Source organism: Prosthecobacter vanneervenii (assembly GCF_014203095.1).
GTDB classification, from domain to species: Bacteria; Verrucomicrobiota; Verrucomicrobiia; order Verrucomicrobiales; family Verrucomicrobiaceae; genus Prosthecobacter; species Prosthecobacter vanneervenii.
In genome coordinates this window covers 919,247-944,195 of record NZ_JACHIG010000001.1, presented here as the reverse complement: position 1 = coordinate 944,195, position 24,949 = coordinate 919,247, and the positions used below count along the sequence as shown (strand labels likewise).

Below are 24,949 nucleotides of genomic sequence, written 5' to 3'. Positions count from 1 at the left end.
AAAGAAAAGGCGCTGAAGCGATGCCTGCCGGGAGGCCCCGTCTTAGTAATGATCCAGCATCTGCTTCTTGTCAGTGATCGGGCGTCCGGCTGCCAGCCAGCGGTCATAGGCAGCCCAGCCCTGATGCAGCAGCGCACGGGCTTCAGCAAAGGGGCTGGGGGAGTTCAGCACCACCACCACCATGCGGTGGCGGTAGATGAGGCTGGAATTGTCCGCCTGCACCTGCACGCTGGAGGGCTTTTCAGCGGAAATGACCAGGCAGCCGCCGGCACGCTGAGTGTTGCCCGATTTGAGTCCGTCGATCCGGTCCACACCTAGCAGCTCGTTGGTATTTGTGAGCGGCACGGAGATCTGCTGGCCGCTGCGGTAGATGGTGATGCTGCGGCTGGTCTGATTGGTATAAAAGCGCAGCGCAGGGCGGGACACCGCGTAGATGGAGAGGCGGGCGATGTCCGCAGCCGTGGAGTAGGGCATGGGGCGGGAGTTTTCCAGCCCGTGCGGATTGGTGAAGCGAGTGCCGCGTGCGCCCTCGCGTGCGGCGAGCTGGTTCATCTGTCGCACAAATTCCTCCATCGGGTGCCCGGCGCGGCCCAGGCGTGTCAGGTGGTCACGGCCCACGAAATCTCCCAGGGTGATGGCGGCGATGTTGTCTCCGCCCATCATGGTGGCGTAGATGAGGTCGCGCAGCGTGGCCTGGTCTCCGGGCTGAAAGCCCACAGAGCCGGCGTCAGACATCTGAAAGGCGTAGGCGGGCACGGTGGCCAGCACGCCCACGCCCACTTTGGAGGCCTCGGCCCAGTCCAGCGTGACCATGGCGGTGGCTATCTTGGCCAGGCCGCCCACCGGGCGCTTGGCATGGGCGTCTGCCGCCACGTGGACTTTTTTGTTGAAGGCATCCACCACCATGACGGCGGACTGCGCCTGCAGGACGGCACCGCCGGTGATGAACGAAAAACAGATGCCGAGGATCAATGCGCGGGAGCTGCTCCACGCCGTGCTGGGGGAAAACATAGACGTATGATGTTTAGCCGCCCCTCTCCGTCTCGCAACCTCCCATGCACGATTTTCTAGTTTGACGCCCGCACCACGGGATTCATGCTGGCTGCACTTTCATTCATCATGTCCACTCCGCAGCAACAGGCGCTCTCCCTCATCCAGACCTACTACACCACCTTCAATTCAGGAGACCGTGCGGCCTTCCTCGCGCTGCTGACCGATGACGTCGTGCACGACATCAATCAAGGCGGTGCCGAAACCGGTCGTGAGGTCTTCCGCGCCTTCCTGGAGCGCATGGACCGCTGCTACCGCGAGCAGGTGTGTGATCTCGTCGTCTTTGCCTCGGAAGACGGCACGCGTGGGGCGGCGGAGTTTTACATTGAGGGGCAGTACCTCTCCACCGATGACGGTCTGCCGCCAGCTACCGGCCAGCGCTACCGTTTGCGAGTAGGGGCCTTTTTTGATCTCAAAGACGGCAAGGTCAGCCGCATCACCAACTACTACAACCTCCAGGAATGGTTGCGCCAGGTGGGCGCGGCATGAGGTGAGGTCACACCACTGAAAAACAAAACTGCCATGCTGGGTTTCAGCATGGCAGCTTAGGGAAGGGGATGCTTGGGGCCGCAGCCTCAGATCACTTGTCAAAGAAGGAGGACTCTTCGCGGTCGCCCACCTTCAAGTAGCGGTAGTACACCTCCAGCTGCAGCGTGCAGAGGGTCTGGCGGTAGATGGCGTCGGCGGCGTCACCGGCAGGCCAGTTCGGGCGGCCATGCTTGAAGGAGCCGTCTGCCTGCTGGGCACTGAGGATCTGCGGCAGGAACTGCTGATTGTAGAACTTCCAGTCGTCTCCACCCTGCTGGAAGAAGGCCTGGGTGTAGTAGTACCAGCAGTAGAGATTGCAATTCTTGTTCCAGTCCAGCGGCTCAGCGGTGATAAACTCGCGCAGGAACTTGATGCCCTTCTTGATCGGGGTGGTCTTGCCCTTGGCCATGGTCTGCAGGCCCAGGATGCCCACGCCGGAGAGGCTCCACTGATTGTAGTGCGCGTCACGGTTGGTGCCGCCAAAGCCGCCGTCCTTGGTCTGCATGCTTTCCAGGTAATCGGTCATCTTGCCGATGGCGCTGTGCAGGCCGTCGATCTTCAGGCTGGTGTTCTTGGCCGCCTTGAGCGCCTGGAACTGCCAGCCCACCACGGAGAGGTCGGAGCCGCCCTGCTTGTTGTACACGATCTGGTCTTTGCCACCGTAGGCCCAGCCGCCCTTGTCGTTCTGGTAGTCGATGATGGTCTTCACACCTTTTTCAAAGGCCTCGCGCATGCCCGGCAGGCTCTTGCTGCCCAGACGTGCCAGGGTGTACATTTCACCGAGGGCGTAGGTGGCGATCCCGTGCTCATACGTGCCTGCACCGCCTTTGCCGCCTGCGGCCTCGCCTTTCCAGCCGGTTTCAGAGAAGATGCCAAAGGGGTTCTTCTTCCCGACTTCGATGAGGAACATGATGCCCTTCATCACGTTGTCGCCATAGAAGGGGGATTCCGGCGTCTCGCAGCGGCCGAGGTAGCACAGCAGGGCCAGACCGGTCATGGCGCACTTGTTGCTGCGCCCCCAGGAGCCGTCGGCGTTCTGCTGGGTTTTCAGCCATTCGAGAGAGGCGGACACGGCGGCCTCGCACTCAGGCGTTCCACCATTCTGGCGCAGCTTCTCCAGTCGCTCCTGTGTGGAGCAGCGGCTGCGCATGGAGGGCGGCAGCGTCACAAAACCGTTCGCTGCTCCCATGCCCACGCCTTTGCCAAAGCCGCCACCGGCTCCGGCCAAGCCCAGGCTGCCACCGGCACCCAAGGCTCCCCCGCCCATCATCGCGCTCATGTCCGGCATGTCCAGAGAGTCGGGCGGTGCCTCAGGAAGGGAGATGGCCGAATTCACGCTGGTGCTGACCAGCTTCTTCATCGGCATGGATTTATTGACCGAGCTGCGCTTCTTCTGCTGCACCTTGTGCTGCAGGTCGGAGCTGGCCTTGGCACCTGCGGCGGTGCCGCCACCGGGCAGGAAGTCCACCTGCTTGTCCATGACGCCGCTGGTGAAGACGATGAAGAGTGCGCCCACGCCCAGACCGGCGTGGATGGCAATGCTGAGCAGCAGGGAGCTGGCACCCGCCTTGCGCCACATCTGCACAAACTTGTTGGGCGGAGGTCCTGCCTCGATGTGGGTCAGCGCGGGAGGGTGGTACACCTGGCCTTCGACGTGTTCGACCGCCACTGCGGCCTCTCCTGCGTCATCGGCAGGCACCGCAGCCACGGCCACTGGTATGGCGGGTGCTACAGCAGAGGGGGCCGGCATCGCGGCAGCGACAGCCGAAGGAGCGGGCATGGAAGGGGTCGGCATCGCCACTGGCACGGCGGCGCTCACAGGCTTAACAGTTCCCGTGTTTCCTGTGGAGGGCGCGGGAGGCGGCATCATGGCCGGCATGGGCATGGCAGGCACATAGCCCGGAGGATAGCCCGGCATCTGCGGCGGGTAGCCCTGCGGCATGGGGTAGCCGGCAGGCATCTGCGGCGGATAACCCTGGGGCATCGGATAGCCCTGTGGATAACCCTGAGGCATCTGCGGCGGATAGCCCTGCGGCATGGGATAACCCTGCGGGTAGCCCTGAGGCATCTGCGGCGGGTAACCAGGAGGCGGCACGTACCCAGGCTGAAGCGGCTGGGTGGCTCCGGGGTTCTGCTGCGGATTCTGGGGGTTTCCTGACGGCGGCGGATTCATTGTAGTGACAGGCTAAAGCTCTATATACGCGGAAGCCCTGCTTCCCTACAAGGTTAATTTGCGCCCAAAATAAACGCGTTATGGACACTTTTGGTCCAGTTTTCGGCCAGATTCAGGCTGGGGGCTGTCCTTGGGGCCAGCGCTCAGGAGGAGTGGGATCATCCCGATCCCACACGCTCCCGCCCCGCCCAGCGCTTCCGCTCCATCCGCAAACCCCCTGCATGGGATCAAGATCATCCTTCTCCGTCGGCTTCCGCTGCCCATGGATCTGGCGTGGACTCACTTCTTCTTTTCTTCGTGAGCGTGGTCATGCCCATGCTCGCAGGTGCAGGCGTATTCTTTGTTTTTGCAGGTGGGGCACTGCTCAAGGTTGAGATTGAATTTCTCGTTCACGGGCTTGGCTCCTTCCTTGGCACGGATCTGCACCACGGTAGGGTGGTCGTTGCCAGAGGGGATGGCTTTATCGCTGATGAGCTTGTTGCCGTCCTGGGTGAAGGCCAGCTTGGTGGGGGCGGAGCGATCACCGAGTGTGACGGTGACGACCTGGCTGCCCGGAGGCACGATCTTGTTGTCATCATCGACAAAGCGGATCTCGACCTTGTTTTCCTTGTTCACAAAGAACTCGGCATGTGGCTCCACCTCCGTGATGAGGCGGCCGCCACTGGGGCCGGCTTTGATTTTTTCATGGTCATGATCATGCTTGTGCTCGGCGGCATTGAGCGTGCAGGCGAGGGCAAGGGCGGCGAGGGTGCTGAGCAGTTTGGTTTTCATGAGTGTGTTTGTGCTTGGGTGGATGTTTGCTGACGAAAATGGTTAATGAGATGCGGGCGCGTCTTCGGCGATGGCCTGCGCTGCGGCTTTGCGGCCAAGAAGCCAGAACATGGCGGGAGTGATGGCCATATCGAGGAAGGTGGAAGAGACGAGACCGCCGACAATGACGACGGCCACAGGATGCAGGATTTCCTTCCCCGGTTGATCGGCCGCGAGCACCAGCGGTATGAGGCCGATGCCGGCGCTGAGGGCCGTCATGAGCACGGGCACCAGACGCTCCAGCGTGCCGCGCTCGATCATGCTGCGGGAGAATTTCTCCCCCTCATGCCGCATGAGGTGCAGGTAGTGGCTGATCATCATGATGCCATTGCGCGCGGCCACACCACCCACGGCGATGAAGCCCACCAGCGTGGCGATGCTGATGTTGTTCAGCTTGAAGTAGGTGAAGGCGAGACCGCCCATGAGGGCGAGCGGGATATTGACCAGCACCTGCAGCGCCAGCGAGGCGCTGCGGAAGTAACCGTAGAGCATGAGGAAGACGGCGACGAAGACGACGGCGGAAAAGAGGGCGATGCGCTCAGTGGCTTCTTTCTGCGCCTGGAACTCGCCTTCAAAGGTGATGAAGTAACCCTGCGGCAGCTTCACTGTTTCGTTCACTTCCTTGCGCAGGCGCTCCACGAGGTTTGTCACATCCAGCACGGTGGGTTTGATGGCGAGCGCAAAGCGGCGCTGGCTGGCCTCGCGGAAGATGACGTTGGGACCTTTCGCTTCGCGGACATCGGCCACGAGATCGAGCGGGATGCGCTGGCCTTCCTCGGTCTCGATGGGAAGGGAGGCGATCTTGTCCGGTGAGTCGCGCCATTCGGGCGGCAGGCGCATGACAAGGCTGACCCTGCGCTGGCCTTCGCGCAGCTCGGCCAGCTCCTGCCCGCCGATGAGGGCGGAGAGCATGTTGTTCAGACGCCCGGGCGCGATGCCGTAGGCCTTGGAGCGGTCGCGGTCTGCCTCGATGCGGAGCTGCGGGATAGTCGCGGTCTGGTCGAGCTTGCAGTCTTCGAAACCGGGAATGGTCCGGGCAATTTTTTGAATCTCGATGCCGATGCTGCGCAGTTGTTCCAGGTCGGGGCCAAAGATCTTGATGGCGACGGGGGCGGAGACGCCGCTCATCATGTGGCCGATGCGGTCTGCCAGCGGCCCCCCGACAACGGCGAAGACGCCGGGCACGGTCTTGATTTTGGTGGTGATGTCTGCCAGCACTTCTTTGCGGGTGCGAGAGTTGGCCTGTTGCGCCGCAACTGGCGTGGAAGAGGAGGTGGCAGACTCCAGTTGCGGCGCAACTGGACTACTTGGCTCGCGGAAATCGACATCGAATTCAGCGGTGCTGACCGGTACCACGTGGTCACCACGCTCGGCGCGGCCAAGGCGGCGGCCCACCTTGCGCACCTCGGGCACGCTGAGGAGCTGCTGCTCGATGACGTCGGAGATTTTGTTCATTTCCTCCAATGAAGTGCCCGGCGCGGCGGTGGCGGCGACGAGCGCGGTCTCCTCCTGGAACTTGGGCAGGAAGTCCTTGTTCATCTGTGGGTAGAGCGAGAACGCAGCCACGAGAAGAACGAGTGCGATGGTGAGCACGAGCGCAGGCTGGAGCAGGGCAAAGCGCAGCAGCGTGCGCCGCAGCAGGCCCTTCATGGCGCGGGTCAGCGGGCCGTCTTTATGCTCATGCCCCTGCTTGGGCCTGAGAAACACTGAGCACAGCACCGGGATGGCGGTGAGTGACACGATGAAGGATGCGACCATGGAGATGATCGTGGCGATGGCGATGGGCGCAAAGAGCTTGCCCTCCACCCCGGTGAGGCCGAGCAGCGGCAGAAAGACCAGGATGATGAGCACCGTGGCGTACAGAATGGAGTTACGCACTTCACCGGAGGCGGCGGCGATGACCTGCAGGCGTGGCCGTGGCTGTGCAGCGCTGGCATTTTCCTGCAGCCGGCGGAAGACGTTTTCCACATCCACAATGGCGTCATCCACCACCATGCCGATGGCCACGGCCAGGCCGCCGAGGGTCATGCTGTTCACGCTGATGCCCAGCACCTGAAAGATGAGCATGGTGATGCCAAAAGAGAGCGGCATGGCCATCAGGGTGATGAAGGTGGTACGCAGATTCAGCAGGAAGAAAAACAGCACGATGGTGACCATGACCGCGCCTTCAGCGATGGCGCTTTTCAGATTGCCGATGGCGTTGTCGATGAAGTCTTTTTGCTGAAAGAGCAGGGTGGTTTCCACGCCTTGCGGAAAGGTGGGCTTCAGCTCGTCCAGCGCGGCCTTGATCTGCTCAGTGAGCTTGCGGGTGTCAAAGCCGGGCGCCTTGGTGATGGACATGATGACGCCGTAAGTGGGTGATTTCTCCGGAGCCTGGCTGACGGTGGCGTCTCCGCGCATGGGCTCGATGCCCCAGGAAACAGCGGCCACATCTCCGATGGCCACCGGACGGTCATTGACCTTTTTGATCATGGTCTTGGCGATGTCTCCGAGATCCACGCTCATGGCCAGATTGCGCACCATGATCTCGGTGGGGCCGGTGTTGATGAAGCCGCCGGTGGTGGTGTTGGCAGCTTCGGTGATGGCCTCCTCCAGCTCCGCAAAAGTGACGTTGTTGGCCTGCATCTTCCACGGGTCGGGCTGCACTTCGATGCGCTTCACACCGCCGCCCATGTTGAGGATTTCGGCGATGCCGGAGATGCTTTGCAAACGACGCTTGATCGTCCAGTCGGCGAGGGAGCGCACTTCACGCGGCGGGATGTAGCCGGGCTCTCCCTCCTTGAGGGTGCTGCGCACGCCGACGAGGAGGATCTCCCCCATGAGCGAGGCCACGGGCGTCATGAAAGGCTGCACGCCCTCCGGCAGGCTGCCACGCGCGCTTTGCAGGCGCTCCTGCACCAGCATGCGTGCGCGGTAGATGTCTGTGTCCCAGCCAAACTCGGCATACACGAGAGACAGCGAGACATCCGAATTCGACCGCAGGCGGGTGAGACCGGCGACGCCCATGAGCGCGCTTTCAATCGGCTGCGTGACGCGCATCTCCACCTCTTCAGGGGCGAGGCCGGGGGATTCCGTCAGAATAATGACGGTGGGCTTGGTCAGGTCTGGCAGCACCTCCACGGGGAGCTGCGTGGCCGTGCGCAGGCCCATGACCATGAGGATGAGCGTGGCACCAAGGATGAAGGCGCGATTGTGCAGCGCCCATTGGATCATTCGATTGAGCATGGCCTAGGCGACCTCCTTGGGCGTGGGTGTGTCCTTGGGCTGCGCGTGCTCATCGTCGGGCGGGCTTTTGCGCGTGAGCAGTGAGATGACGAGGAGCAGGCCCAGCACGCCGCTGGTGTACTTCCAGAAGGGGCTGGCCTCCTCAGCGTGATCGTGCCCCTCATGGTCATGATGAGCCCCGCCATTCTTTTTGGCATCCATCTCGGCGCGCTTCTCCGGTGTGAGCTCGCTGCCGTCTTCCGCATGCTCGTGACCATGCGCGGCGTCGAGTGCTTCTTTGAGCGAGACGGTGCTGGCTCCGGCGAAGGAGAGCGAATAAGCGCCACGGGTGACGACTTCATCAGCCGGGAGCAAACCGCTGACGATTTCCACATAGCGGTCATTGATTTCACCGACAGTGACCGGCGTTTTGATGAAGGCGTTTTTCAGGTCGAAGTCCTTCACGTAAACAAAGCGGTTGCCACCTTCTCCCTGCAAGGCGGAGCGCGGCACGGCGACGACGTTGTCGCGTTTGCTCATGACGATGCTGAATTCGGCCCTCATCTCGGGGCGGAGCTGGCCGCCCGTGTTCGGCAGGCGGAAGATGGCGTCGATGGTGCCGCTCTGACGGTCGGCGCTGGTGCCAAAGCGCAGGAGCTCGCCCTCAAATTTCTCCGTGGGCAGTGCGGCCACCTTGATGTGCGCCCTGGTCCCAGGCTTCATCTGCCCCGCCTGGTGCTCGGGCACGCGGGCCACGGCATAGACCTCGGTGAGGTCGGTGATCTCCAGCACGGCATTGCTCGGCTCAATGGGTGCGCCCGGGTGCTGGTTCACCTGAGTGACGAGCCCGCTGATGGGGGCTTTCAGCGTGATGGTGGGCGGTGGATCGCCGGGCTGACGGCTTTCTATTTTCACCACCTCATCTCCCTCCTTCACGGTGTCTCCGGGAGCCACACGCAGGTCCACGATGCGGCCGGCAATGCGGCTGCTGAGATCGGCGATTTTTCCTGGGATGGCTTGGATGCGGCCCAGGGAGAAGAGCGTGGTTTCAAAATCCGCCTCCTCGACTTCGACAGTTTCGATGCGCAGATTTTTCACACCGGTTTCATCCAGCACGATGGTGTTTGCCGCGCGTTTGCTGTCCTCGGCGGCAATCGTGAGGACAGAGGTGAAAAGCAGGGTTGTAACAAAGAAAGTTTTCATGGCTTCAGAGCTTGAAAGATCAGGGCTGGGGTGTCACCGGAGCTGCAGGTGCATGCTTGCCCACCGCAGCCTCGTAGCGGATGCGGGCCAGATGGAAGTCGCGCAGCGCATCGAGCGTGGAGGATTCGAGCTGGAGGCGCTGATCTCGGGAGCGCAGCACGGACTGGAGATCTGCCTGCCCGGCCTCGTAGGCTTTTTGCATGGCGTCCATCTGCTCCGCTGCGAGCGGGAGGAGATTCTCACGCGTCTCGCGCACGATGGAGGCATTGGTCTCCATTTCCTTGCGCGCGGTGCCGGACTCGCCGTTGATCTGCATGGCCAGCGCATCGCGCTCCAGGCGTGCGCGATCGGCGGTGGCGGTCTTTTCTGCAATCATTCCCTGATTGCGATTCCAAAACGGCAGCGGCAGCGAGAAGCGGAAGCCGATGTAGCCGGTGCGCACGCGTCCGGTGCCGGGCACGTCCTGCATTTCATTGGAGGCAAAGAGGCCCATCTTCACGTCTTGGAGGCGGTTGGCGCGGGCGAGGCTTTGGTCGGTTTCAGCCGCCATGATCTTGGTCTGCGCGAGCTGGTAGTCCGGGCGCAGCGTCCAGGTGGTGACGGTGGGCAGCTCCATGGGAGGAAGATCACCGGAGATGCTGAGGGTGTCTTCAGCACGCAGGCCCAGCATGGGCTTGAGCTGACCCAGCAGGCTGACACTCTGCGCCTCCAGCAGGCGGAACTCCACGCGCAGACGCTGCGAGTCCAGCCGCACCTGCTTGGCGTCCAGAGGGGAGACTTCGCCTGCCTTGGCGCGGCCTTCGGCAAAGTCGGCCAGCTTTTGCGCGAGTTCTGTCTGCTGCTGGCGCAGGGCTTTCTGCCGCGTGAGAGTAAGCAGCCGCACGACCTGCTGCTGGGCCTCTGCGATGAGCTTGCGCTCCACATCCCGCACCTCCAGCGTGGCTGCCTGCACGAGCTGGGAGGTGAGCTTTTTCTCCAGAGTCAGACGCCTGGTGACGGGAAAAGCCTGGTCAAAGGAGAAGACACCCGTCTGCGGGCTGACGTGGCTTTGATTTTGAAAGTCGTAATTAAACGATGGATTGCTCAGTCGGCCGGAGCCGAGCTGGCGGCCCTGAGCCTCGGCGATGGCAAGGCGGGCGGCCTTGAGGGCGGGATGATGAGTGCGCACGCGCGGTGCCACGTCTGCCAGAGACAGGCTGAGGGCCGATGCGCTGCCCGCGAAGGAGCCGAGCGCGAGAAACAAAAGAAAAGACGCTTTCATGGAAGCAAAAGGATTTGAGAACACTGGCATGGAGACCCCATGCCTGAAGAGTGAGATGGGTGCATCACAGCCAGTCAGTCATCCGTCTTGGGATGGGCAGGCCGTGCCATTTCTCAAATTCTCAAAACCAGCGTGCGCGCCAGGAGCTGCGGCCAGGGCCGCTGCGCGGCGGGTGGAGGGTGCTCTGAATGAACTGCGGTGGAAGCCGCGGCCTCAGTCAAAAAGAGCGGGCTGTGCCACTCCTCCAGCGCCAGATCCATGATGATGGGAGCAGGCGCGGAGAAAGAGAAGGCAGGGGAGAGACTGGCGAGCAGGCTCTCGATGAGTGCGGGATGCTCGTGCGTATCGCCATCGTGATGCCCGCCTGATTCTTCATGGCAGGGCTCCTCCGCCTCGTGATCATGGCAGGCTGCCGAGTGAGGGCCGTGGCAGTGATCTGCCGCCGTGATTTTCTCCATGCCTCCGCAGTCGCAGACGAAACCCCTGTCCATCCCAAACACCTGCGCGCACGCCACCAGCAGGATCGCCAGTGTGGAAAGTGCGCGCTTGAGGACAGAAGACATGCTGGATACTAAGATGATCAAGCCTCCGGCTTATTCAATGTTTTTCACCATGGCGCAAACATCAGCTGTGCTGTTCCCCACGTGATTCGTTAAGGGGCCTGACAGCAGTCGCATTCCGCAGGCGCTTCCTGCTACGCTCTCGATTTGTCTTCCGCGAAGTCGCCCCCTTGAAGCAGCATCCACCGGCGCTGGGGGATCGTAACACGAGCGCTTGTTTTTCTGATCGAGGACGGCGGCTGGGAAGGGCCCGGTGCTGTTGCTGATTCAGTCTCTCCAGCAGCTGCCAACCCTCATCCATGACCCCTTTTCAAAAGACCACCTCCGCCGAAATCGAAACCGCACGCGCCGCCCTGCTGGGGCATTCCCTCTACGCCAGGCTGCGCACTCTGGAGGATCTGGCGCAGTTCATGGAGTGCCACGTGTTTGCCGTATGGGACTTCATGTCTTTGCTCAAAGCTCTGCAGCAGCGCCTTACCTGTGTGCAGGTGCCTTGGGTGCCTGTGGGAGACAATCAGGTGCGCCGTCTCGTCAATGAAATCGTCCTTGGAGAGGAAAGTGATCGCACCCCGGATGGCACACCCTCCAGCCACTACGAGCTCTATCTCCAGGCCATGCAGGAGGCCGGAGCAGACACCACCGCCGTGCAGGGCTTGATCCGCCAGTTGCAGCAGGGCACGAGCGTGACCGAGGCGCTGGCCGCCAGCGGCGTGCCGGAGTGCGTGGCGGAGTTTGTCAGCCACACCTTTGAAGTGATCGCAGGTGGAAAGCCCCACGTCATCGCCGCCGCCTTCACCTATGGGCGGGAGGACCTCATCCCCGCCATGTTTCACGAGCTCGTGGCGCGGCTGGAGGCCGAATTCCCCGGCCGTCTCAAAATCCTCCGCTACTACCTGGACCGCCACATCCAGCTCGATGGCGACGAACACGGCGAGATGGGCCGTGCCATGGTCGAGCTGCTCTGCGAAGGAAACCCCCAGCGTGAATCCGAAGCCCGCCAGGCTGCCCTCGATGCTCTCAACGCACGCCTGCACCTCTGGGATGGGATCGCCGAGCGGATCGTGAGTCGGTGAGGTCGGGCAAGGAGCAGTCCAGTCGCTGTTGCTGTCAGTGGGTTAACCCAAAAAGGCGATGGAGGCAGGGGGCTGAGTTTGGATAGGTTAACCCACGCAATGGCAGCGCCACTGAGTGGCATCACTGCACTTTTTATCACCATCCACCCCTCACTGCTTTCGTCCGATGCTTGAATTTTTTTCGGCCAGCACGCGCATGGTTAATTCAAGGCACGCCATCCAGGAGTGCCTCGAAACCGCCCTCGGAACTGACAAAAAATGCGACCTCGTCATGCTCCATGCCTCCATCGGTCATGATTACCAAGTCTTGGCGGATGAGGTGCGGCGCCAGATCCCAGGCGTGCGCGTGGTGGGGGCCTCCTGCTGCGGGATCGTGGGCAGCGAAGGCGTGAGCGAATCGATGAAGGACGTGGCGCTGATGGCGGTGCGCGGACCGGAGCTGGCTGTCGCTCATTTGGACGGCATCCATGGCCACAATGCCTTCGAAAAAGCGTCGGAGCTAGCCCGTCAGCTCAAGGCCCAGCAGCCCGGCATCACGATGGTTCACTTCCTGGCCTCGGGAATCGACATCGCTAATGACAGGGCCATCGCCGGCCTCGAATCCGTCTTTGGGCCGGAGGTCACGATCTTTGGCGCCACATCTTCGGACAACATGCGCGGCGTGGTCAGCTACCAAATCGTCGATGACCAGGTCTTCGAGCATGGCGCATGGGCCGTGGGCTTTGCCGATCCTTCGCTGGAGGTGGACACCCAGGCCACGCATGGCTTTCTCGCTGTGGGAGAGCCCATGGTGGTCACTCGTGCCGAGGGCACCCGCATTCTTGAATTGAACGGCCGCCCGGCCTGGCAGGAGTACACCAGCCGCCTGGGGCTCGATCCTGAAAAAGCCACCTGCGGAGACTCGATCCCCGTGGGGGCGCTGGCCGAGGAGCTTCCCGCCAGTCTGGCCGAGGAGTATGGCAATCCGCACATCCTGCGTGTGGTGACCAAGCGGGATGCCGAGGGTGCCATGCACTACGCCACGACGATCCGCGAAGGCACACGGCTCTGGCTCACCGTGCGCGATGAGGAGCGCATCTTTGCCGACATGGACCGGATGATGGCCGCGATGGTCAAACGCGCGGGCGCACGCAAGCCGGTGGCTGTTTTCCACGCGGACTGCCTCGCACGAGGCCGCTACCTCCTGAACCGGGTGATGAAGGAAGAGCTCGTGGGCCGGATGCAGTTTCCGCTCAGCAGCCAGGGTGTAGTGCCGCCCTGGCTGGGCATGTACGGGTTTGGGGAGTTCGCACGACTGGGCGGCGTCAACACCTATCACAACTACACCACGGCCATCTATGCCATCTACCGCCGCTGAGCGTGTCTCATCCTGCAGATGACTGACAAAGAAGAAGATTCCCTTGAGGTGCTGAAGCAAAACTACGACGAGCTGCAACGCCGCGTCACGCGTTTCTCCGTGGTCGAGCAGGGGCTCATCGACATGCGGAACCGGCTCGACTGCGAAATCGGGCGCTTTGGCCGCATTCACGCCTTCAGCACCCAGGCGCTGAATGCCGCCTCGGATGAAGCGTTCGCCATCATGGTGGCAGACGCACTCCTCGACGTCTTCGAGCTTGAGGTGGGCTTGTTTTGGCTCTTCGATGAGCAGGGCCGCCTGCTTTCGGAACCGGCCGCCTCATCGGGGCTGCGCGTTGGTCATGCCTCGTTTGAGAGCATGCGTGCCTGGCTCGAATCGCGCATCACCGTCCTGGGGGACACGGCTTGCTTTTTTGCGGCGGAAAGCTTGGAGCTCCAGCAGGCGGACCTCGATTTCTCCCACATGATGGTCGGCTGCTGCAGGCATCCCGGCGGGAAACCGCTCGTGCTTCTCATGACCGGCATCACTACAGCGGTGTCAGATTTTCACGATGCGCTGAGCGAGAATGAAGCGCAGTCATTCCGTGTCTTCACAGCGCAGGTGGCCGCCCTGTATGCCAACCGTGCCAGCGCCGCGATCATCCAGCGGCAGATGACCGACCTGCATGAGTCGGAGGAGCGCCTCTCGCTGGCCGTCAAAGGCAGCGAGATCGGCTTCTGGGACTGGTGTTTGGATTCGGGCGCTATCGTGCTCTCACCTGAGTGGAAGGCCACGCTGGGCTATCAGGATGATGAGATCGTGAGCCACCTGGAGGCATGGCAGTCCCGTGTTCATCCGGAGGATCTTGAGCGCAGCCTGCAGCTCGTGAGCGAGCACTTGTCAGGCATGACGGAGATCTACGAGAATCTGCACCGCCTCCGCCACAAGGAAGGTCATTATGTCTGGGTCATGGCCCGCGGCCGCGCTTTCCGGGATGAAATGGGCCGTGTCAGACGTTTTGTCGGCACGCATCTCGACATCTCAAGGCAGAAAGCCCTGGAAGAGCGTTTGCGGGAGGCTGAGGAGCTCCAGCGCCAGGCACGCCAGCAGGCCGAGTCTGCCAGCCGCGCCAAAAGCGTCTTCGTGGCCAGCATGAGTCACGAGATTCGCACGCCGATGAATGGGGTGATCGGCATGCTGCAGCTGCTGCAGGACACTTCGCTCACCCCTGTGCAGTCCTCTCTCGTCACCATTGCCGAGCAATCAGCCACCGCGCTCCTCGACATCATTGGAGACATACTTGACATCTCCAAGGTGGAGGCCGGCAGGGTGGAGCTCAAACATGAGCCCTTTGACCTCCAGGCGCTGGTGAAAAACGTCATCCAGCTCATGCAGCATCGCGCCGAGGCCAAGGATATCCTGCTCGAATGCCAGATGCCGAAACTGCGGGAAAACAGTGTCCTGGGAGATGAAGGCCGGCTCCGCCAGGTCCTGATCAATCTCATCGGCAACGCCATCAAATTCACCGACCGCGGCAGTGTGCGGCTGGTGATCAAAAAGGGCCGCAGTACCATCAACCGCGATTCCTTCACCTTCCGTATCACAGACACCGGCGTCGGCATCTCGCCGAAGGCCTTGAAGCATTTGTTTGAACCTTTCAATCAAGGCGACTCGACCCTCAACGCCCGCAAAGACGCTGGCACCGGCCTCGGCCTGGCCATCTCGCAGGCGCTTCTGCGGCTGATGGGCGGTGAAATCACGGTGGCTAGTGAGAAGGGCTCCGGTTCTACATTCTGCTTCACCCTCTCGCTGCCCCGTGCCAGCCCGGGCGCTTCTGTGGCTGCTTTGGCCACTGAGCCGCCTGCAGCCATTCCTGAGCGGCTCACGGGACGGATTCTCCTCGTCGATGACAGCCAGACGAGCCGAATGGTGGCCAAGCTCATGATGGAGCCGGCAGGGTTGAAGGTGGATCTCGCCTGCGATGGCGAAGAGGCCGTCGGCAAGGTCAAAAAAGGCCGCTACGACGCCATCCTCATGGACTGCCAGATGCCTGGCATGGACGGTTATGAGGCCACACGGCTGATCCGCAAGCTGCCCGGAAAGCGCGGCCGGCTTCCCGTCATCGCCCTCACCGCCAATGTCGAGACCGGGTTCATCGGCGAGTGCTACGCCTCTGGCATGAATGACCACCTTTGCAAGCCGGTCCAGAAGTCAGCACTGCTCGCCAAAGTGGCCCACTACCTCGCCCAATCCTGACCGCTTCTGAGGTCGTGCTGACGAAGCCATGATCTCAGAGCCTATGAGGTCATCGGCTCTCCCAGCTAAGAAATCAGCCGCATCATCCAGAGCTGGGTGTTGCCGGTTCTTTACTGGGAGCGCCGGTTTTTAACCGGCTCTGGAAGCTCCGCCGCAGAAGGCGCTCCGCATTTCTCCCAACTAGATTCCCTCACACCGCCTCAGGGCCACTCGCCCAGAGGCCGATGAGGACATCGGCGCTCCCAGTAAAGAGCTCCGCCGTAGGACAGCAAAGAAAAAAAGATGCCAGGCATTTAGTTGATTGATTTCTCTTAAATTTCACTCATTTTTCCGCCATGCAACCCGCCCAATCCGCTCATCCCCAGTCTCTCCCGCTTGAGGAGCAGCTCGTCGGTGTGAATGCCAAAACCGGCCTCTATCCTGCCGCGCGGTCCTGGTCCGGCGGGCGCAAGCGCATCCTCGGCAAGGGGCCCTTCGAGTCCTACTGCTACCACGTCATGTCCCGCACCTGCGGCGGCGAGATCTGGTTTGATGACGTCGAGAAGGAGGCCCTCCGCCGCATCATCTGGCGCATGGCCGAGTTCTCCGGCATCAAGATCGTCACCTACTGCCTCATGGGCAATCACTTCCACCTCCTCGCCGAAGTGCCGCACAAGAGGACCTGGCTGGAACGCTTCGACGGTCCCGGCGGCGAATCCAAGCTCTTCCAGCACCTCAGCATCCTCTACAGCAAGACCTACCTCGGCCTCCTGCGCGATGAACTTGCCGACCTCCGTCAGCGCGGCATGGCCATCCTCGCCGACCAAAAAATCGACGCTCTCAAAAAGCGCTTTTGCGATCTCTCGCTATTCGTGAAGGAAATCAAAGAGCGCTTCAGCCGCTGGTTCAACAAACGCCGTGGCCGACGCGGCACCCTGTGGATGGACCGCTTTAAAAGCGTGCTCGTCGAAGGCAAAGGTGAAGCCCTGCGCACCATGGCTGCTTACATCGACCTCAACCCCGTCCGCGCTGGCCTCGTCAAAGACCCGAAAGACTACCGCTGGTGCGGCTACGCCGAAGCCCTCGGTGGCAGCCGGAGAGCCCAGCGCGGCCTCTGCAAAGCCCTGGGCAAACCCGTGGACGGCTGGAAAAGTGCCGCCGCCGCCGAAGCCTACCGCAGCCTGCTGCACACTGACGGCCGCGAGATCAAAGATGCCCAAAACGAAAACGTCGTACGCCAAGGCCTCAGCACCGAAACCGCCCGTGCTGTACTAACCGAGAAAGGCAAGCTCAGCGCCGCCGAACTCGTACGCCTCCGCGTGCGCTACTTCACCGACGGCCTCGCCTTGGGCGGCAAAGAATTCGTGGATGGCATCTTCGAGGCGCAGCGGGAGATGTTTGGCCCCAGGCGCAAGGCTGGGGCGCGGCGTCTCACGGAATCAGCCGAGCCCTTTTATACACTGCGCAGGCTGAGAGTCAGCCCGGTGGGCTAGGGGGGGAGAGTCTTGGTTTGCCAGCCATTGGGCAATGCGGGGCATGTTGCCACAGCGGGGCTTCCAGAGCCGGTGAGGACATCGGCGCTCCCAGTAAAGAGCTGCGTCGCAGGACAGCAAAGACCGTTCCCACCTCCTCACACCCGCTCTTCCTTGTGCTTCGCAAAGATGGCCAGGCAGCGGTCGCGTTCGGTGTGGTGATCGACCATGGGGATGGGGTAGCCTTTGGCGAGGGGGAGGCCGGGGCGGGAGGGGGGCTCGTGGAGGAGGGGGGCGGGGACGTCTTTGAGCTCGGGCACCCACTGCTTGATGTACACGCCCTCGGGGTCAAAGCGGGCGCTTTGCAGCCAGGGGTTCTGGATGCGGAAGTAGGGGGCGGCATCGGCGCCGGTGCCGGCGCTCCACTGCCAGCCGCCGTTGTTGCTGGCGTTTTCGCCGTCCACCAGATGCTGCATGAAGAAGGCCTCTCCCAGCCGCCAGTCGCAGTGCAGGTCTTTGGTGAGAAACATGGCCGTGATCATGCGCAGGCGGTTGTGCATGAGGCCGGTTTTCAGCAGCTGGCGCATGCCCGCATCCACGATGGGAAAGCCCGTGGAGCCCGTGGCCCAGCGCTGGAAATCCGCATCTGTGCCTGGCCAGGGCAGGCCCACCCAGTCGGGGGAAAACTCCTGCTCAAACACCTGCGGGAAGTGCCAGAGGATGGCCATGTAAAACTCCCGCCATGCCAGCTCTTTGATATACGTCTGGATGGACGCCTGCGCGGCGGCGGGCTGTGGCTTGCCGGATTCATCCACCAGCGCCTCCTGGCAGCGCTGATAGATCTCGCGGATGCTGAGCAGGCCGTAGCGCAGGTCCGGGCTGAGCATGGAGGTGGTCTGCCCGGCGGGAAGGTTCCGCTCCTGGCCGTAGCGGTGCAGGATGCCGCTGCTGATGAAGTGCTTCAGCCTCTCCCGTGCGGCGCGCTCTCCCGGCGCGGGGATCTGCGCGGTGCAGGGTGGGAGCTGCCAGTGCTCCAGCGTGGGCAGGGGCAGGCTGGTCACCGTGGCCGGGGCGGCGGGGCCCAGCGTGCGCGGGCGGCCATGGGGCGCGGTCTTGGGCAGGCTGAGCCAGTTTTTGGAATACGGCGTGTACACCCGGTAGGGCAGCCCTGCGCCCGTGAGCACGGCATCGGGCTCATGCAGCACGCTGTCCTGGTAGGAGTGGCACTCGATGCCCAGGCGCGTGCACAGCTCCTGCACACGTTTCTCCATCGCGCGGCCGTAGGGATCATAGTCACGGTTGAAGTACACGGCTTGCGCCTGCGTCTCGCGGATCAGGCGCTCCAGCTCCGCATCGGCGCGGCCACAGCGGATGATCAGGCGGCTGCCCAGCGCCTCCAGGTTCTTGGCCAGAGACTCCAGATTCCCGCAGAGGAACTGCTGGCGGTTTGGCCCCGTCCAGCCGTGGCGCTGCTTCCAGTCGCTCAGAATGTACACGGGCACCACCTGTTCGGCGGCCTGGGTGGCGTGGTGCAGGGCTGTGTTGTCAGTGAGGCGAAGATCGCGGCGGAACCAGTGAATGACAGTGCGTGGCATGCGGCAGGGAGGAAGGGAGAGGAGCACAAGATACGGTCAGAATCAGACAAAAGGCGTGGTCAATGTTTGCAGCATTCACCATCAGGTTCCTGATGAATCTTTCGCCCATCTGCCGTTAGATAGGAGCTTTAGTTTTCAGGATTCCTCCCACCCTCAACCAAATCCCGCCCAGAATCATGTCATCGTACTCCCACGACTCCGACGGACCCAAATCATTCACCATCGCCTGGATCGCCACCAGCGCGCTGCTGGCGGCCTTTGTGCTGGGCCTGCTGATTTTTCCGCCGCTGTACGATGCACCGAAGGGGGAGGCTTCCAGCATGGTGCTCTTTGTGGGGCGCTTTCACCCCATCCTGCTGCACCTGCCGGTGGGCATCCTGAGTGTGCTGTGCCTGTTTGAGCTCATCTGCTCCACGCGGCGCGGAGAGCAGAAATACGGCGAGGCCTCCCTGATCATGCTCATCTTGGGTGGCGCAGGCTCGGTGCTGGCCGTGCTGGCGGGCATCATGCTCTCCAGAGAGGGCGGCTATGTGGGGGGGAACTTCAGCCTGCACCAGACGATGGCGCTGGTGGGGACTTTTGGCGTGCTCGCCTCTCTGGTGGTGCGCCTCATGGCCATGGGCCGGGAGAGCATGGAGCTGCTGAATGCCTACCGCGCGCTCTACTTCATCAGCTTTGGCATCATGGGCCTGGGCGCGCACTTTGGCGGCAACATGAGCCACGGAAACAAATTCCTCGTGGAGCACGCCCCGCCCGCAGTGAAGGGCCCCATGGTAGCCATGGAGAAGTGGATGCTCTCCTTTGTGGAGAAGCCCAAGGCTCCCAAGGAGACCACGCCCGAAGCCCCCGCCGCACCCGAGGCGGCACCCAAGGCCGATGTGGCTGAAAAGCCCACGCCCGCCCCTGCGCCCTCCGGCATGCCTGCCCCGGCCGCACCCACCACACCCGCAGCCCCTGCTGGCGGCAATGAAAAGCTCGTCTTCCAGCACGTCATCCTCCCCGTGCTCACCGCCAAGTGCAACAAATGCCACTGCGAGGAGAAGTCCAAAGGCGACCTCCGCATGGACACCTACGAGATGGCCATCAAGGGCGGCGAGAACGGCAAAAACTTCGTGGCCGGAAATCTCAAAGACAGCCTCAGCATCACCCGCATCCTGCTGCCAGACAGCGATGACGAGCATATGCCCCCGGAGGGCAAGGACCAGCTGACGCCCGAGGAGATCGCGCTGCTCAAGTGGTGGGTGGAGCAGGGTGCCAGCGGCACGCAGAAGGTGGGAGAGGCCAAATTCCCCGCCGAGCTGCAGGCCACCGTCGATGGAATTCTGAAAGGCTAGTCCAATTCGCGCCTTTTGTTGCCTAGTGCCATCTGCATCCGCTTTCTGCTGAATCTCGTCTTCTCCCCCCAACCCCTCTCTTTGTCCTCCCATCCATGATGAAACCCACCTCTCTCCTCCTCGCCTTGGCGCTGGCCATGGCCCAGGCCGCGCCTGCCGCCGATGACAAAGCCGCCGCAGATCCCGCCGTGGCCGCCGCGATGCAGAAAGTGAACGCCACCGGGGCCTCGCTCATGCCCATCGCTGCGGATGCCAAGGCCTACCGCTTCACCGCGCTGAATGTGGCCAAGGAGTTTGGAGACGCTGGTCTGGAGCCCCTCGGCCCTATCGCCGACAAGATCGCCTCCCTCGACATCGCCCGCAGCAAGGTGACGGACGCTGGGCTCAAGGCGCTCGCTGGCATGAAGCACCTCAAGGAACTGCACCTCGAAGGCACCGCCATCGGCGATGCCGGGCTGGACCACCTCAAGGGACTCTCCGAGCTGGAATACCTCAACCTCTACGGCACCAAGGTCACCGACGCCGGTCTGACCAAGCTCGCCACCCTCACCAAGCTGAAATCCCTCTACCTCTGGCAGAGCGGCGTGACGAAGGCTGGTGTGACCGCCCTTAAGGCCAAGTTGGCCTCCACCCACATCAACACCGGCTGGACGGCCGAGGATGATGCCAAGCCCGTGGCCGTGGTGGCCGCAGCCCCTGCCGCCGCCGCTCCGGCTGCCAAGCCCGTTGCTGTAACCGCACCCGCCGCTGCTGCCAAGCCCGCCGCTCCAGCCCCTGCTGCCGCAGCACCCGCTGCCGCTGGTGCCAAGCTGGACCCCGCCATCGCCGCCAAGGCCGTCATTTACAAAGACGTCGTCGCCTCCATCATGAGCGCCAAGTGCGTCTCCTGCCACGGCCTGGAAAAGAAAAAGGGCAAGCTCCAGCTGCACGACTACGCCGCCATGCTCAAAGGCGGCAGCGACGGCGCCACCACCGTCATCCCCAAGAACACCAAGGAAAGCCTCCTGCTCGTCCGCGCCAATCTGCCCAAGGACGACGACGACCACATGCCCCCCAGCGACGAGCCGCAGCTGACCAAGGAAGAGCTGGCCATCCTCACTTGGTGGATCGAGAGCGGTGCCTCCGAATCCGCCACCGTCGCCTCTGCCAAGGCTTCCGCCGATGTGGAGAGCGCCCTGGCCGTGCTGCTCGCCAAAGGCCTGCCCAAGACCGAAGCCCCCAAGGTGGCCGCCAAGCCCAAGGCCAAGCCCCTGACCGAGGCCGAGAAGAAGCTGGTGGCTGACATCTCCGCCAAGATGCAGGCGCTCAATGCCTCCCTCATGCCCCTCGCGCAGGACACCGAGCAGCTCCGCCTCGGCGTCATCAATGCCGCTGACAAGTTTGGCGACAAAGAGCTCGCCCTCCTCGCCCCCATCGCCACGCAGATCCTCTGGGTGGACCTCTCCCGCAGCCAGGTCACCGATGCCGGACTCGACACCCTGGCCAAGATGACCAACCTCGAGCGCCTGCACCTCGAAAACACCAAGGTCACCGACGCTGGCATCGCCAAGCTCGGTGCGCTGCCCAATCTCGAATACCTCAACCTCTACGGCACCAAGACCACCGATGCCGGCATCGCCAAGCTCGCCACCGCCAAAGACCTGAAGAAGCTCTACGTGTGGGAAACCGGCGTCACGCAGGCCGGAGCCAAGGCGCTCGAAGGCAAGCTGCCCGGCCTCAAGGTCAATGTGGGCCTCACTGCCGAGGAGATCGCCAAGCTCACCGCCCCGCCCCCTGCGCCTCCCGCCCCGGCCAAGCCCGCCGCCGCACCTGCTCCTGCTGCCAAGCCCGCCGCCGGTGGCAGCGAAGCCATCAAGACCGCCATGAAGGATTTCCACAAAGGCGATGCCGCTCTCTGCAAGAAAGTCGGCACCACCGCCACGGATGCGGAACTGGCCACGCTGCTCAAGGCCTACCAGGCCATGTGCGCCGCCACTCCTCCCAAGGGCGACAAAGCTGCCTGGGTCACCAAATGCCAGGCCCTCATCGGAGCCGTGAAGAAGGTGCAGGCCAAAGACCCCGCCGGTGCCGCCGCCTACAAGGCCGCCGTGAACTGCAAAGCCTGCCACACCGACCACAAGGGCGCATAAGCACGCAAAGCATCGCATCTCCCAGCACCGGGCCACTGGGTCCGTGCTGGGACTTTTTCTGTACTGGGAGCGCCGGTGTTTCACCGGCTCTGGAAAACTCCGCCACGAAAGTAGGTGCCGTGTTTGCAGAAAGCTATCCCCACGGAAGAGCGCCGAAAGGCCGCACGCCCGGAGCCGATGAGGACATCAGCGCTCCCAGCAAAGAGCTCCGCCGCATGACCCAGCGCTGAGTGGGCCGGTTCTTTACTGGGAGCGCCGGTTTTTAACCGGCTCTGGGAAGCTCCGCAGCGAAGAGCGCGCCGCGTTTGGAGAAAGCCCTATTCGCGGATGAGCGCCGCAGGGCCGCGCGCCCGGAGCCGATGAGGACATCAGCGCTCCCTGCAAAGAGCTCCGCCGCATGACCCGGCGCTAAGTGGGCCGGTTCTTTGCTAGGCTATTTTTTTCTCACTCCCTTATCCCAATCTCCTCCACCGGGATCCTCTTGAACCCGAGCTTGAACGCGGGTGACTCCGGCTTAAGTCGGAAGTCGTCGTGCTCCCAGTCCACAAACAATGGATCGGCCACGAGGCTGTGTTTGTCCCATCCGGCGTTCTGCCAGGCGGACCACTCATCCAGCGGCTCGGCTTCGGAGATGCGCACGTCGTCGATGAAGACCTGGCCTTTGGGCTCGTGGCAGTCGATGCGCAGCCAGAAGGCGGTCATCCAGGGTTTCCAGCCGGTTTCGTTCTCGCGCAGCATTCTGCCGGTGGCTTCCACTTCCTTCCATTCATTCGTGGCGGTGATGCTGGTGCTGCCGGTCTGCCAGTAGCCCGCGCCATTTTTAAAGGAGGCCAAGGCCACGCTGATCTTCGCGGTAGGTTCGCTGCTCTTCACCCGCAGGCGCACGCGGTAGGCCGCGCCGGGCTTGATCGGTACATCGGGGCTGTGAAAGACGCTCTTCGGATTGGGCGGCGTTCCGAGCGCGCAGTCCACTCGCAGAGCGCCCTCGGCCACCACGAGCTGCACGTCCTTGTTCGGGCGGTGGTTGAATCCCCAGCCGGGAGGTGTCTTGCCAGCGTCGAGGCCGTCGAAGTTTTCCGACACAATGGGCGCGCCTTTGTCCGGGCCCACCTGATTGATGCCGGTCACGATGGGGTGTCCACCATTCCATGCGAGGTTGTAGTCGAGCGTGTTGTACTTCGGCGAGGCATTGCGGATGTCGCCATACTTCACGCCCGGTGTGTTGCTGAACATGATGTTGTGCTGAAAGCTGTTGCCGCTCATCATGGTGCCGTCTTCGCGGATGGCGTCTTTTGGGTGCAGGTCCATGTTGCGCATGCTGGTCCAGGCCAGCTGACCGGCCACGGACTCGTAGCCCTTGATCATCTCATTGATGTGGCTGGTGTAGAAGCGCTGTTCCTTGGTCCAGCCGTGCAGGTCAAACTGGAACTTCTCGCCCAGCGCGAAGATGTTGTTTTCCACGATGCAGTCGCGTGAGTTGTGCATGTGGATGGGCGTGTGGGCCACGCGATAGACGATGTTGCCGATGATGTCGATGCCGCCGCTGTTGTCGTCCGGGTAGAGGCCAAAGGTGAACCATGGGTGCTTGAGTCCACCAGATTCCTGGCCGCAGCCGATCACGTCGTGGATCAGGTTGTACTGCCATTTGCTGCCACGGCTGCTGATCCAGTCGCGCCCGCCGGTATAGATGGCACCGCCGTCCTGCGTTTCCAGGCAGAGGTGGTGCAGGTGATTGAACTCCACCACGAGATTGTTGCCGCTCATCTGCACGCCCATGCGCGGGCCGTCGTGGATGTGGTTGTGCGTGGCGGTGTTGTCCACGCCGTAGATGCTGATGCCGCAGGCGTTTTTGTTGAACACGCCCATGTGGTGGATGTGATTGTCCGCCGCCACGTGGCCGGGGCCGGTCAGCGTCTTGCGGTCGCCGCCGCTGAGGCTGATGCCGTTGCTGCCGGTGTAGCTGATCTCGCAGTGGGAGACGCGCACGTTCCTGCCATCGCTCACGCCCACGCCGCTGCCATGAAAGGCACCCACCTGCGTGATGATGCAGCGCTCCACCACACAATCCTCCGCACGCTCAAAAGTGATCGCACTGCCGTGGCAGCCTGTGAGTGTGAGACCGCGAATGGCGATCTTCTTTGCTCCGGCCTTCACTTTGAAAAAGCTCTCCAGAACCGGCAGGCGCACCTCAGGAGTGTCCTTGCTGACGGGAGGCATGAAGTAGAGAGTGCCTTCGCGCTTGTCGTAGTACCACTCGCCGGGTGCATCCAGCTCTTCGAGCGCGTTTTGGAAGTGGTAGCGGTTGTACGGGTGCAGGTCGTAGCTGCAGTCCTTCTTCAGCGTGAGCAGTCGTGTCTGGGGATCGAGCGAGGCCACGGGCTCCACAAAGTTCCACCAGCCGTACTGCGCAAAGATGTCCAGCTCCACCTCCTCAGGGTGCGCCCATGTGCGCACGTCCTCAGGCTTCACATAGAGCGTGCGTTTCCACAGGTGCCCCTCCGGCGCGCCTGCGGGTGGAAAGGCCGCCACAAAGGCCCAGCCGCCATAGAGCGGATCTTTGGCGTCAAAGTTCGGGTAGCGCGCCAGGATCTGCCGCTCGCCATTGCAGAGGAGCTGCTTGGGCACAAAGCCCTTGGGCACCAGCTTGGACACATCCGCTTTCAGGATATTGCCTGCCATCGGGCCCCAGTTGGTGATGACCGGCGCGCCGATGAGCGTGCTCTTGCTGCCAGTGATGGTCAGATTGGAATCCTGCGCTTCCAATTGAATGGGCTGCGTCAGCTCCGTCGTGCCCTCGGGGAGAAGGATTGTCGCAGGCGAGCTGTCGCCAGCTTTGCGCGCGGCTCGCACCTGCTCCAGCGCCTGCGGAAGCGAGAGGGTGGGGGAGACACGCACCTCCAGCGCGTGCGTGGTGGTAATGGCAGCAGCCAGCAGGGTAATCAGAGAGCGGGAAAAAGACATGGTTGCCCGCAGCGATACGCCGCAC

16 protein-coding genes are annotated in these 24,949 nt (G+C 62.6%); 7 read left to right on the top strand and 9 right to left on the bottom strand.

Going from position 1 to position 24,949, the window contains the following annotated elements:
* Positions 1 to 42: 42 nt before the first annotated feature.
* Positions 43 to 1,011: a D-alanyl-D-alanine carboxypeptidase family protein gene (locus tag HNQ65_RS03660; protein WP_184338112.1), complete on the bottom strand. Its 969-nt coding sequence runs from the start codon at positions 1,009 to 1,011 to the stop codon at positions 43 to 45.
* 108 nt (positions 1,012 to 1,119) lie between these two features.
* On the opposite strand from HNQ65_RS03660, the gene HNQ65_RS03655 reads away from it, so the two are divergent.
* On the top strand, positions 1,120 to 1,539 hold the full coding sequence (locus HNQ65_RS03655) for a ketosteroid isomerase-related protein (protein WP_184338111.1): 420 nt from the start codon (positions 1,120 to 1,122) through the stop codon (positions 1,537 to 1,539).
* 91 nt (positions 1,540 to 1,630) lie between these two features.
* Here HNQ65_RS03655 and HNQ65_RS03650 read toward each other — a convergent pair whose 3' ends face one another.
* The 6 genes from HNQ65_RS03650 to HNQ65_RS03625 all read right to left on the bottom strand — a co-directional run bounded on the left by HNQ65_RS03650 (position 1,631) and on the right by HNQ65_RS03625 (position 10,792).
* Positions 1,631 to 3,751 (bottom strand): prenyltransferase/squalene oxidase repeat-containing protein, encoded by a 2,121-nt coding sequence (locus HNQ65_RS03650; protein ID WP_246437543.1) that lies wholly within the window; start codon positions 3,749 to 3,751, stop codon positions 1,631 to 1,633.
* Positions 3,752 to 4,030: 279 nt separating this feature from the next.
* Positions 4,031 to 4,522 (bottom strand): hypothetical protein, encoded by a 492-nt coding sequence (locus tag HNQ65_RS03645; protein WP_184338110.1) that lies wholly within the window; start codon positions 4,520 to 4,522, stop codon positions 4,031 to 4,033.
* 42 nt (positions 4,523 to 4,564) lie between these two features.
* Positions 4,565 to 7,774 carry an efflux RND transporter permease subunit gene (locus tag HNQ65_RS03640; protein WP_246437541.1) on the bottom strand — a complete coding sequence of 1,070 codons (3,210 nt, stop codon included), beginning with the start codon at positions 7,772 to 7,774 and terminating at the stop codon, positions 4,565 to 4,567.
* A 15-nt stretch (positions 7,775 to 7,789) separates the two neighbouring features.
* Positions 7,790 to 8,968 carry an efflux RND transporter periplasmic adaptor subunit gene (locus tag HNQ65_RS03635; RefSeq protein WP_184338108.1) on the bottom strand — a complete coding sequence of 393 codons (1,179 nt, stop codon included), beginning with the start codon at positions 8,966 to 8,968 and terminating at the stop codon, positions 7,790 to 7,792.
* 19 nt (positions 8,969 to 8,987) lie between these two features.
* The gene (locus tag HNQ65_RS03630; RefSeq protein WP_184338107.1) at positions 8,988 to 10,229 is read right to left on the bottom strand and encodes a TolC family protein; all 1,242 of its coding nucleotides are present in this window, start codon (positions 10,227 to 10,229) and stop codon (positions 8,988 to 8,990) included.
* 113 nt (positions 10,230 to 10,342) lie between these two features.
* The gene (locus HNQ65_RS03625; protein WP_184338106.1) at positions 10,343 to 10,792 is read right to left on the bottom strand and encodes a hypothetical protein; all 450 of its coding nucleotides are present in this window, start codon (positions 10,790 to 10,792) and stop codon (positions 10,343 to 10,345) included.
* A 296-nt stretch (positions 10,793 to 11,088) separates the two neighbouring features.
* Here HNQ65_RS03625 and HNQ65_RS03620 point away from each other — a divergent pair, with 296 nt between their 5' ends.
* The 4 genes from HNQ65_RS03620 to HNQ65_RS03605 all read left to right on the top strand — a co-directional run bounded on the left by HNQ65_RS03620 (position 11,089) and on the right by HNQ65_RS03605 (position 16,926).
* Positions 11,089 to 11,862 carry a DUF3050 domain-containing protein gene (locus HNQ65_RS03620; RefSeq protein WP_184338105.1) on the top strand — a complete coding sequence of 258 codons (774 nt, stop codon included), beginning with the start codon at positions 11,089 to 11,091 and terminating at the stop codon, positions 11,860 to 11,862.
* A 166-nt stretch (positions 11,863 to 12,028) separates the two neighbouring features.
* Positions 12,029 to 13,219, top strand: a complete 1,191-nt coding sequence (locus tag HNQ65_RS03615; protein WP_246437531.1) for an FIST signal transduction protein — start codon at positions 12,029 to 12,031, stop codon at positions 13,217 to 13,219.
* Positions 13,220 to 13,237: 18 nt separating this feature from the next.
* Complete coding sequence (locus HNQ65_RS03610) at positions 13,238 to 15,454, top strand: PAS domain-containing hybrid sensor histidine kinase/response regulator (protein WP_184338104.1); 2,217 nt, start codon at positions 13,238 to 13,240, stop codon at positions 15,452 to 15,454.
* 335 nt (positions 15,455 to 15,789) lie between these two features.
* Positions 15,790 to 16,926 carry a transposase gene (locus HNQ65_RS03605; protein ID WP_184338103.1) on the top strand — a complete coding sequence of 379 codons (1,137 nt, stop codon included), beginning with the start codon at positions 15,790 to 15,792 and terminating at the stop codon, positions 16,924 to 16,926.
* 137 nt (positions 16,927 to 17,063) lie between these two features.
* Here the strand turns inward: HNQ65_RS03605 and HNQ65_RS03600 are convergent, their stop codons facing one another.
* Positions 17,064 to 18,500 (bottom strand): cryptochrome/photolyase family protein, encoded by a 1,437-nt coding sequence (locus HNQ65_RS03600; protein WP_184338102.1) that lies wholly within the window; start codon positions 18,498 to 18,500, stop codon positions 17,064 to 17,066.
* A 176-nt stretch (positions 18,501 to 18,676) separates the two neighbouring features.
* Between HNQ65_RS03600 and HNQ65_RS03595 the strand changes: the two genes are divergently transcribed.
* Both HNQ65_RS03595 and HNQ65_RS03590 read left to right on the top strand, forming a co-directional pair.
* A complete protein-coding gene (locus tag HNQ65_RS03595; protein WP_184338101.1) occupies positions 18,677 to 19,834 on the top strand; it encodes a c-type cytochrome domain-containing protein in 1,158 nt (385 codons plus the stop codon).
* Between the two features lie 95 nt (positions 19,835 to 19,929).
* Positions 19,930 to 21,963, top strand: a complete 2,034-nt coding sequence (locus HNQ65_RS03590) for a c-type cytochrome domain-containing protein (protein ID WP_184338100.1) — start codon at positions 19,930 to 19,932, stop codon at positions 21,961 to 21,963.
* Positions 21,964 to 22,407: 444 nt separating this feature from the next.
* Here the strand turns inward: HNQ65_RS03590 and HNQ65_RS03585 are convergent, their stop codons facing one another.
* Positions 22,408 to 24,924, bottom strand: a complete 2,517-nt coding sequence (locus HNQ65_RS03585) for a right-handed parallel beta-helix repeat-containing protein (RefSeq protein WP_184338099.1) — start codon at positions 24,922 to 24,924, stop codon at positions 22,408 to 22,410.
* Between the last annotated feature and the right edge of the window lie 25 nt (positions 24,925 to 24,949).

Excerpts from the sequence above, each read along its gene's own strand:
- HNQ65_RS03615 (WP_246437531.1), top strand. The coding sequence starts at position 12,029 with ATGCTTGAATTTTTTTCGGCCAGCACGCGCATGGTTAATTCAAGGCAC.
- HNQ65_RS03655 (WP_184338111.1), top strand. The coding sequence starts at position 1,120 with ATGTCCACTCCGCAGCAACAGGCGCTCTCCCTCATCCAGACCTACTAC.
- HNQ65_RS03645 (WP_184338110.1), bottom strand. The coding sequence starts at position 4,522 with ATGAAAACCAAACTGCTCAGCACCCTCGCCGCCCTTGCCCTCGCCTGC.
- HNQ65_RS03585 (WP_184338099.1), bottom strand. The coding sequence starts at position 24,924 with ATGTCTTTTTCCCGCTCTCTGATTACCCTGCTGGCTGCTGCCATTACC.
- HNQ65_RS03605 (WP_184338103.1), top strand. The coding sequence starts at position 15,790 with ATGCAACCCGCCCAATCCGCTCATCCCCAGTCTCTCCCGCTTGAGGAG.
- HNQ65_RS03660 (WP_184338112.1), bottom strand. The coding sequence starts at position 1,011 with ATGTTTTCCCCCAGCACGGCGTGGAGCAGCTCCCGCGCATTGATCCTC.
- HNQ65_RS03630 (WP_184338107.1), bottom strand. The coding sequence starts at position 10,229 with ATGAAAGCGTCTTTTCTTTTGTTTCTCGCGCTCGGCTCCTTCGCGGGC.
- HNQ65_RS03620 (WP_184338105.1), top strand. The coding sequence starts at position 11,089 with ATGACCCCTTTTCAAAAGACCACCTCCGCCGAAATCGAAACCGCACGC.
- HNQ65_RS03635 (WP_184338108.1), bottom strand. The coding sequence starts at position 8,968 with ATGAAAACTTTCTTTGTTACAACCCTGCTTTTCACCTCTGTCCTCACG.
- HNQ65_RS03590 (WP_184338100.1), top strand. The coding sequence starts at position 19,930 with ATGATGAAACCCACCTCTCTCCTCCTCGCCTTGGCGCTGGCCATGGCC.
- HNQ65_RS03600 (WP_184338102.1), bottom strand. The coding sequence starts at position 18,500 with ATGCCACGCACTGTCATTCACTGGTTCCGCCGCGATCTTCGCCTCACT.
- HNQ65_RS03595 (WP_184338101.1), top strand. The coding sequence starts at position 18,677 with ATGTCATCGTACTCCCACGACTCCGACGGACCCAAATCATTCACCATC.
- HNQ65_RS03640 (WP_246437541.1), bottom strand. The coding sequence starts at position 7,774 with ATGATCCAATGGGCGCTGCACAATCGCGCCTTCATCCTTGGTGCCACG.
- HNQ65_RS03610 (WP_184338104.1), top strand. The coding sequence starts at position 13,238 with ATGACTGACAAAGAAGAAGATTCCCTTGAGGTGCTGAAGCAAAACTAC.
- HNQ65_RS03625 (WP_184338106.1), bottom strand. The coding sequence starts at position 10,792 with ATGTCTTCTGTCCTCAAGCGCGCACTTTCCACACTGGCGATCCTGCTG.
- HNQ65_RS03650 (WP_246437543.1), bottom strand. The coding sequence starts at position 3,751 with ATGAATCCGCCGCCGTCAGGAAACCCCCAGAATCCGCAGCAGAACCCC.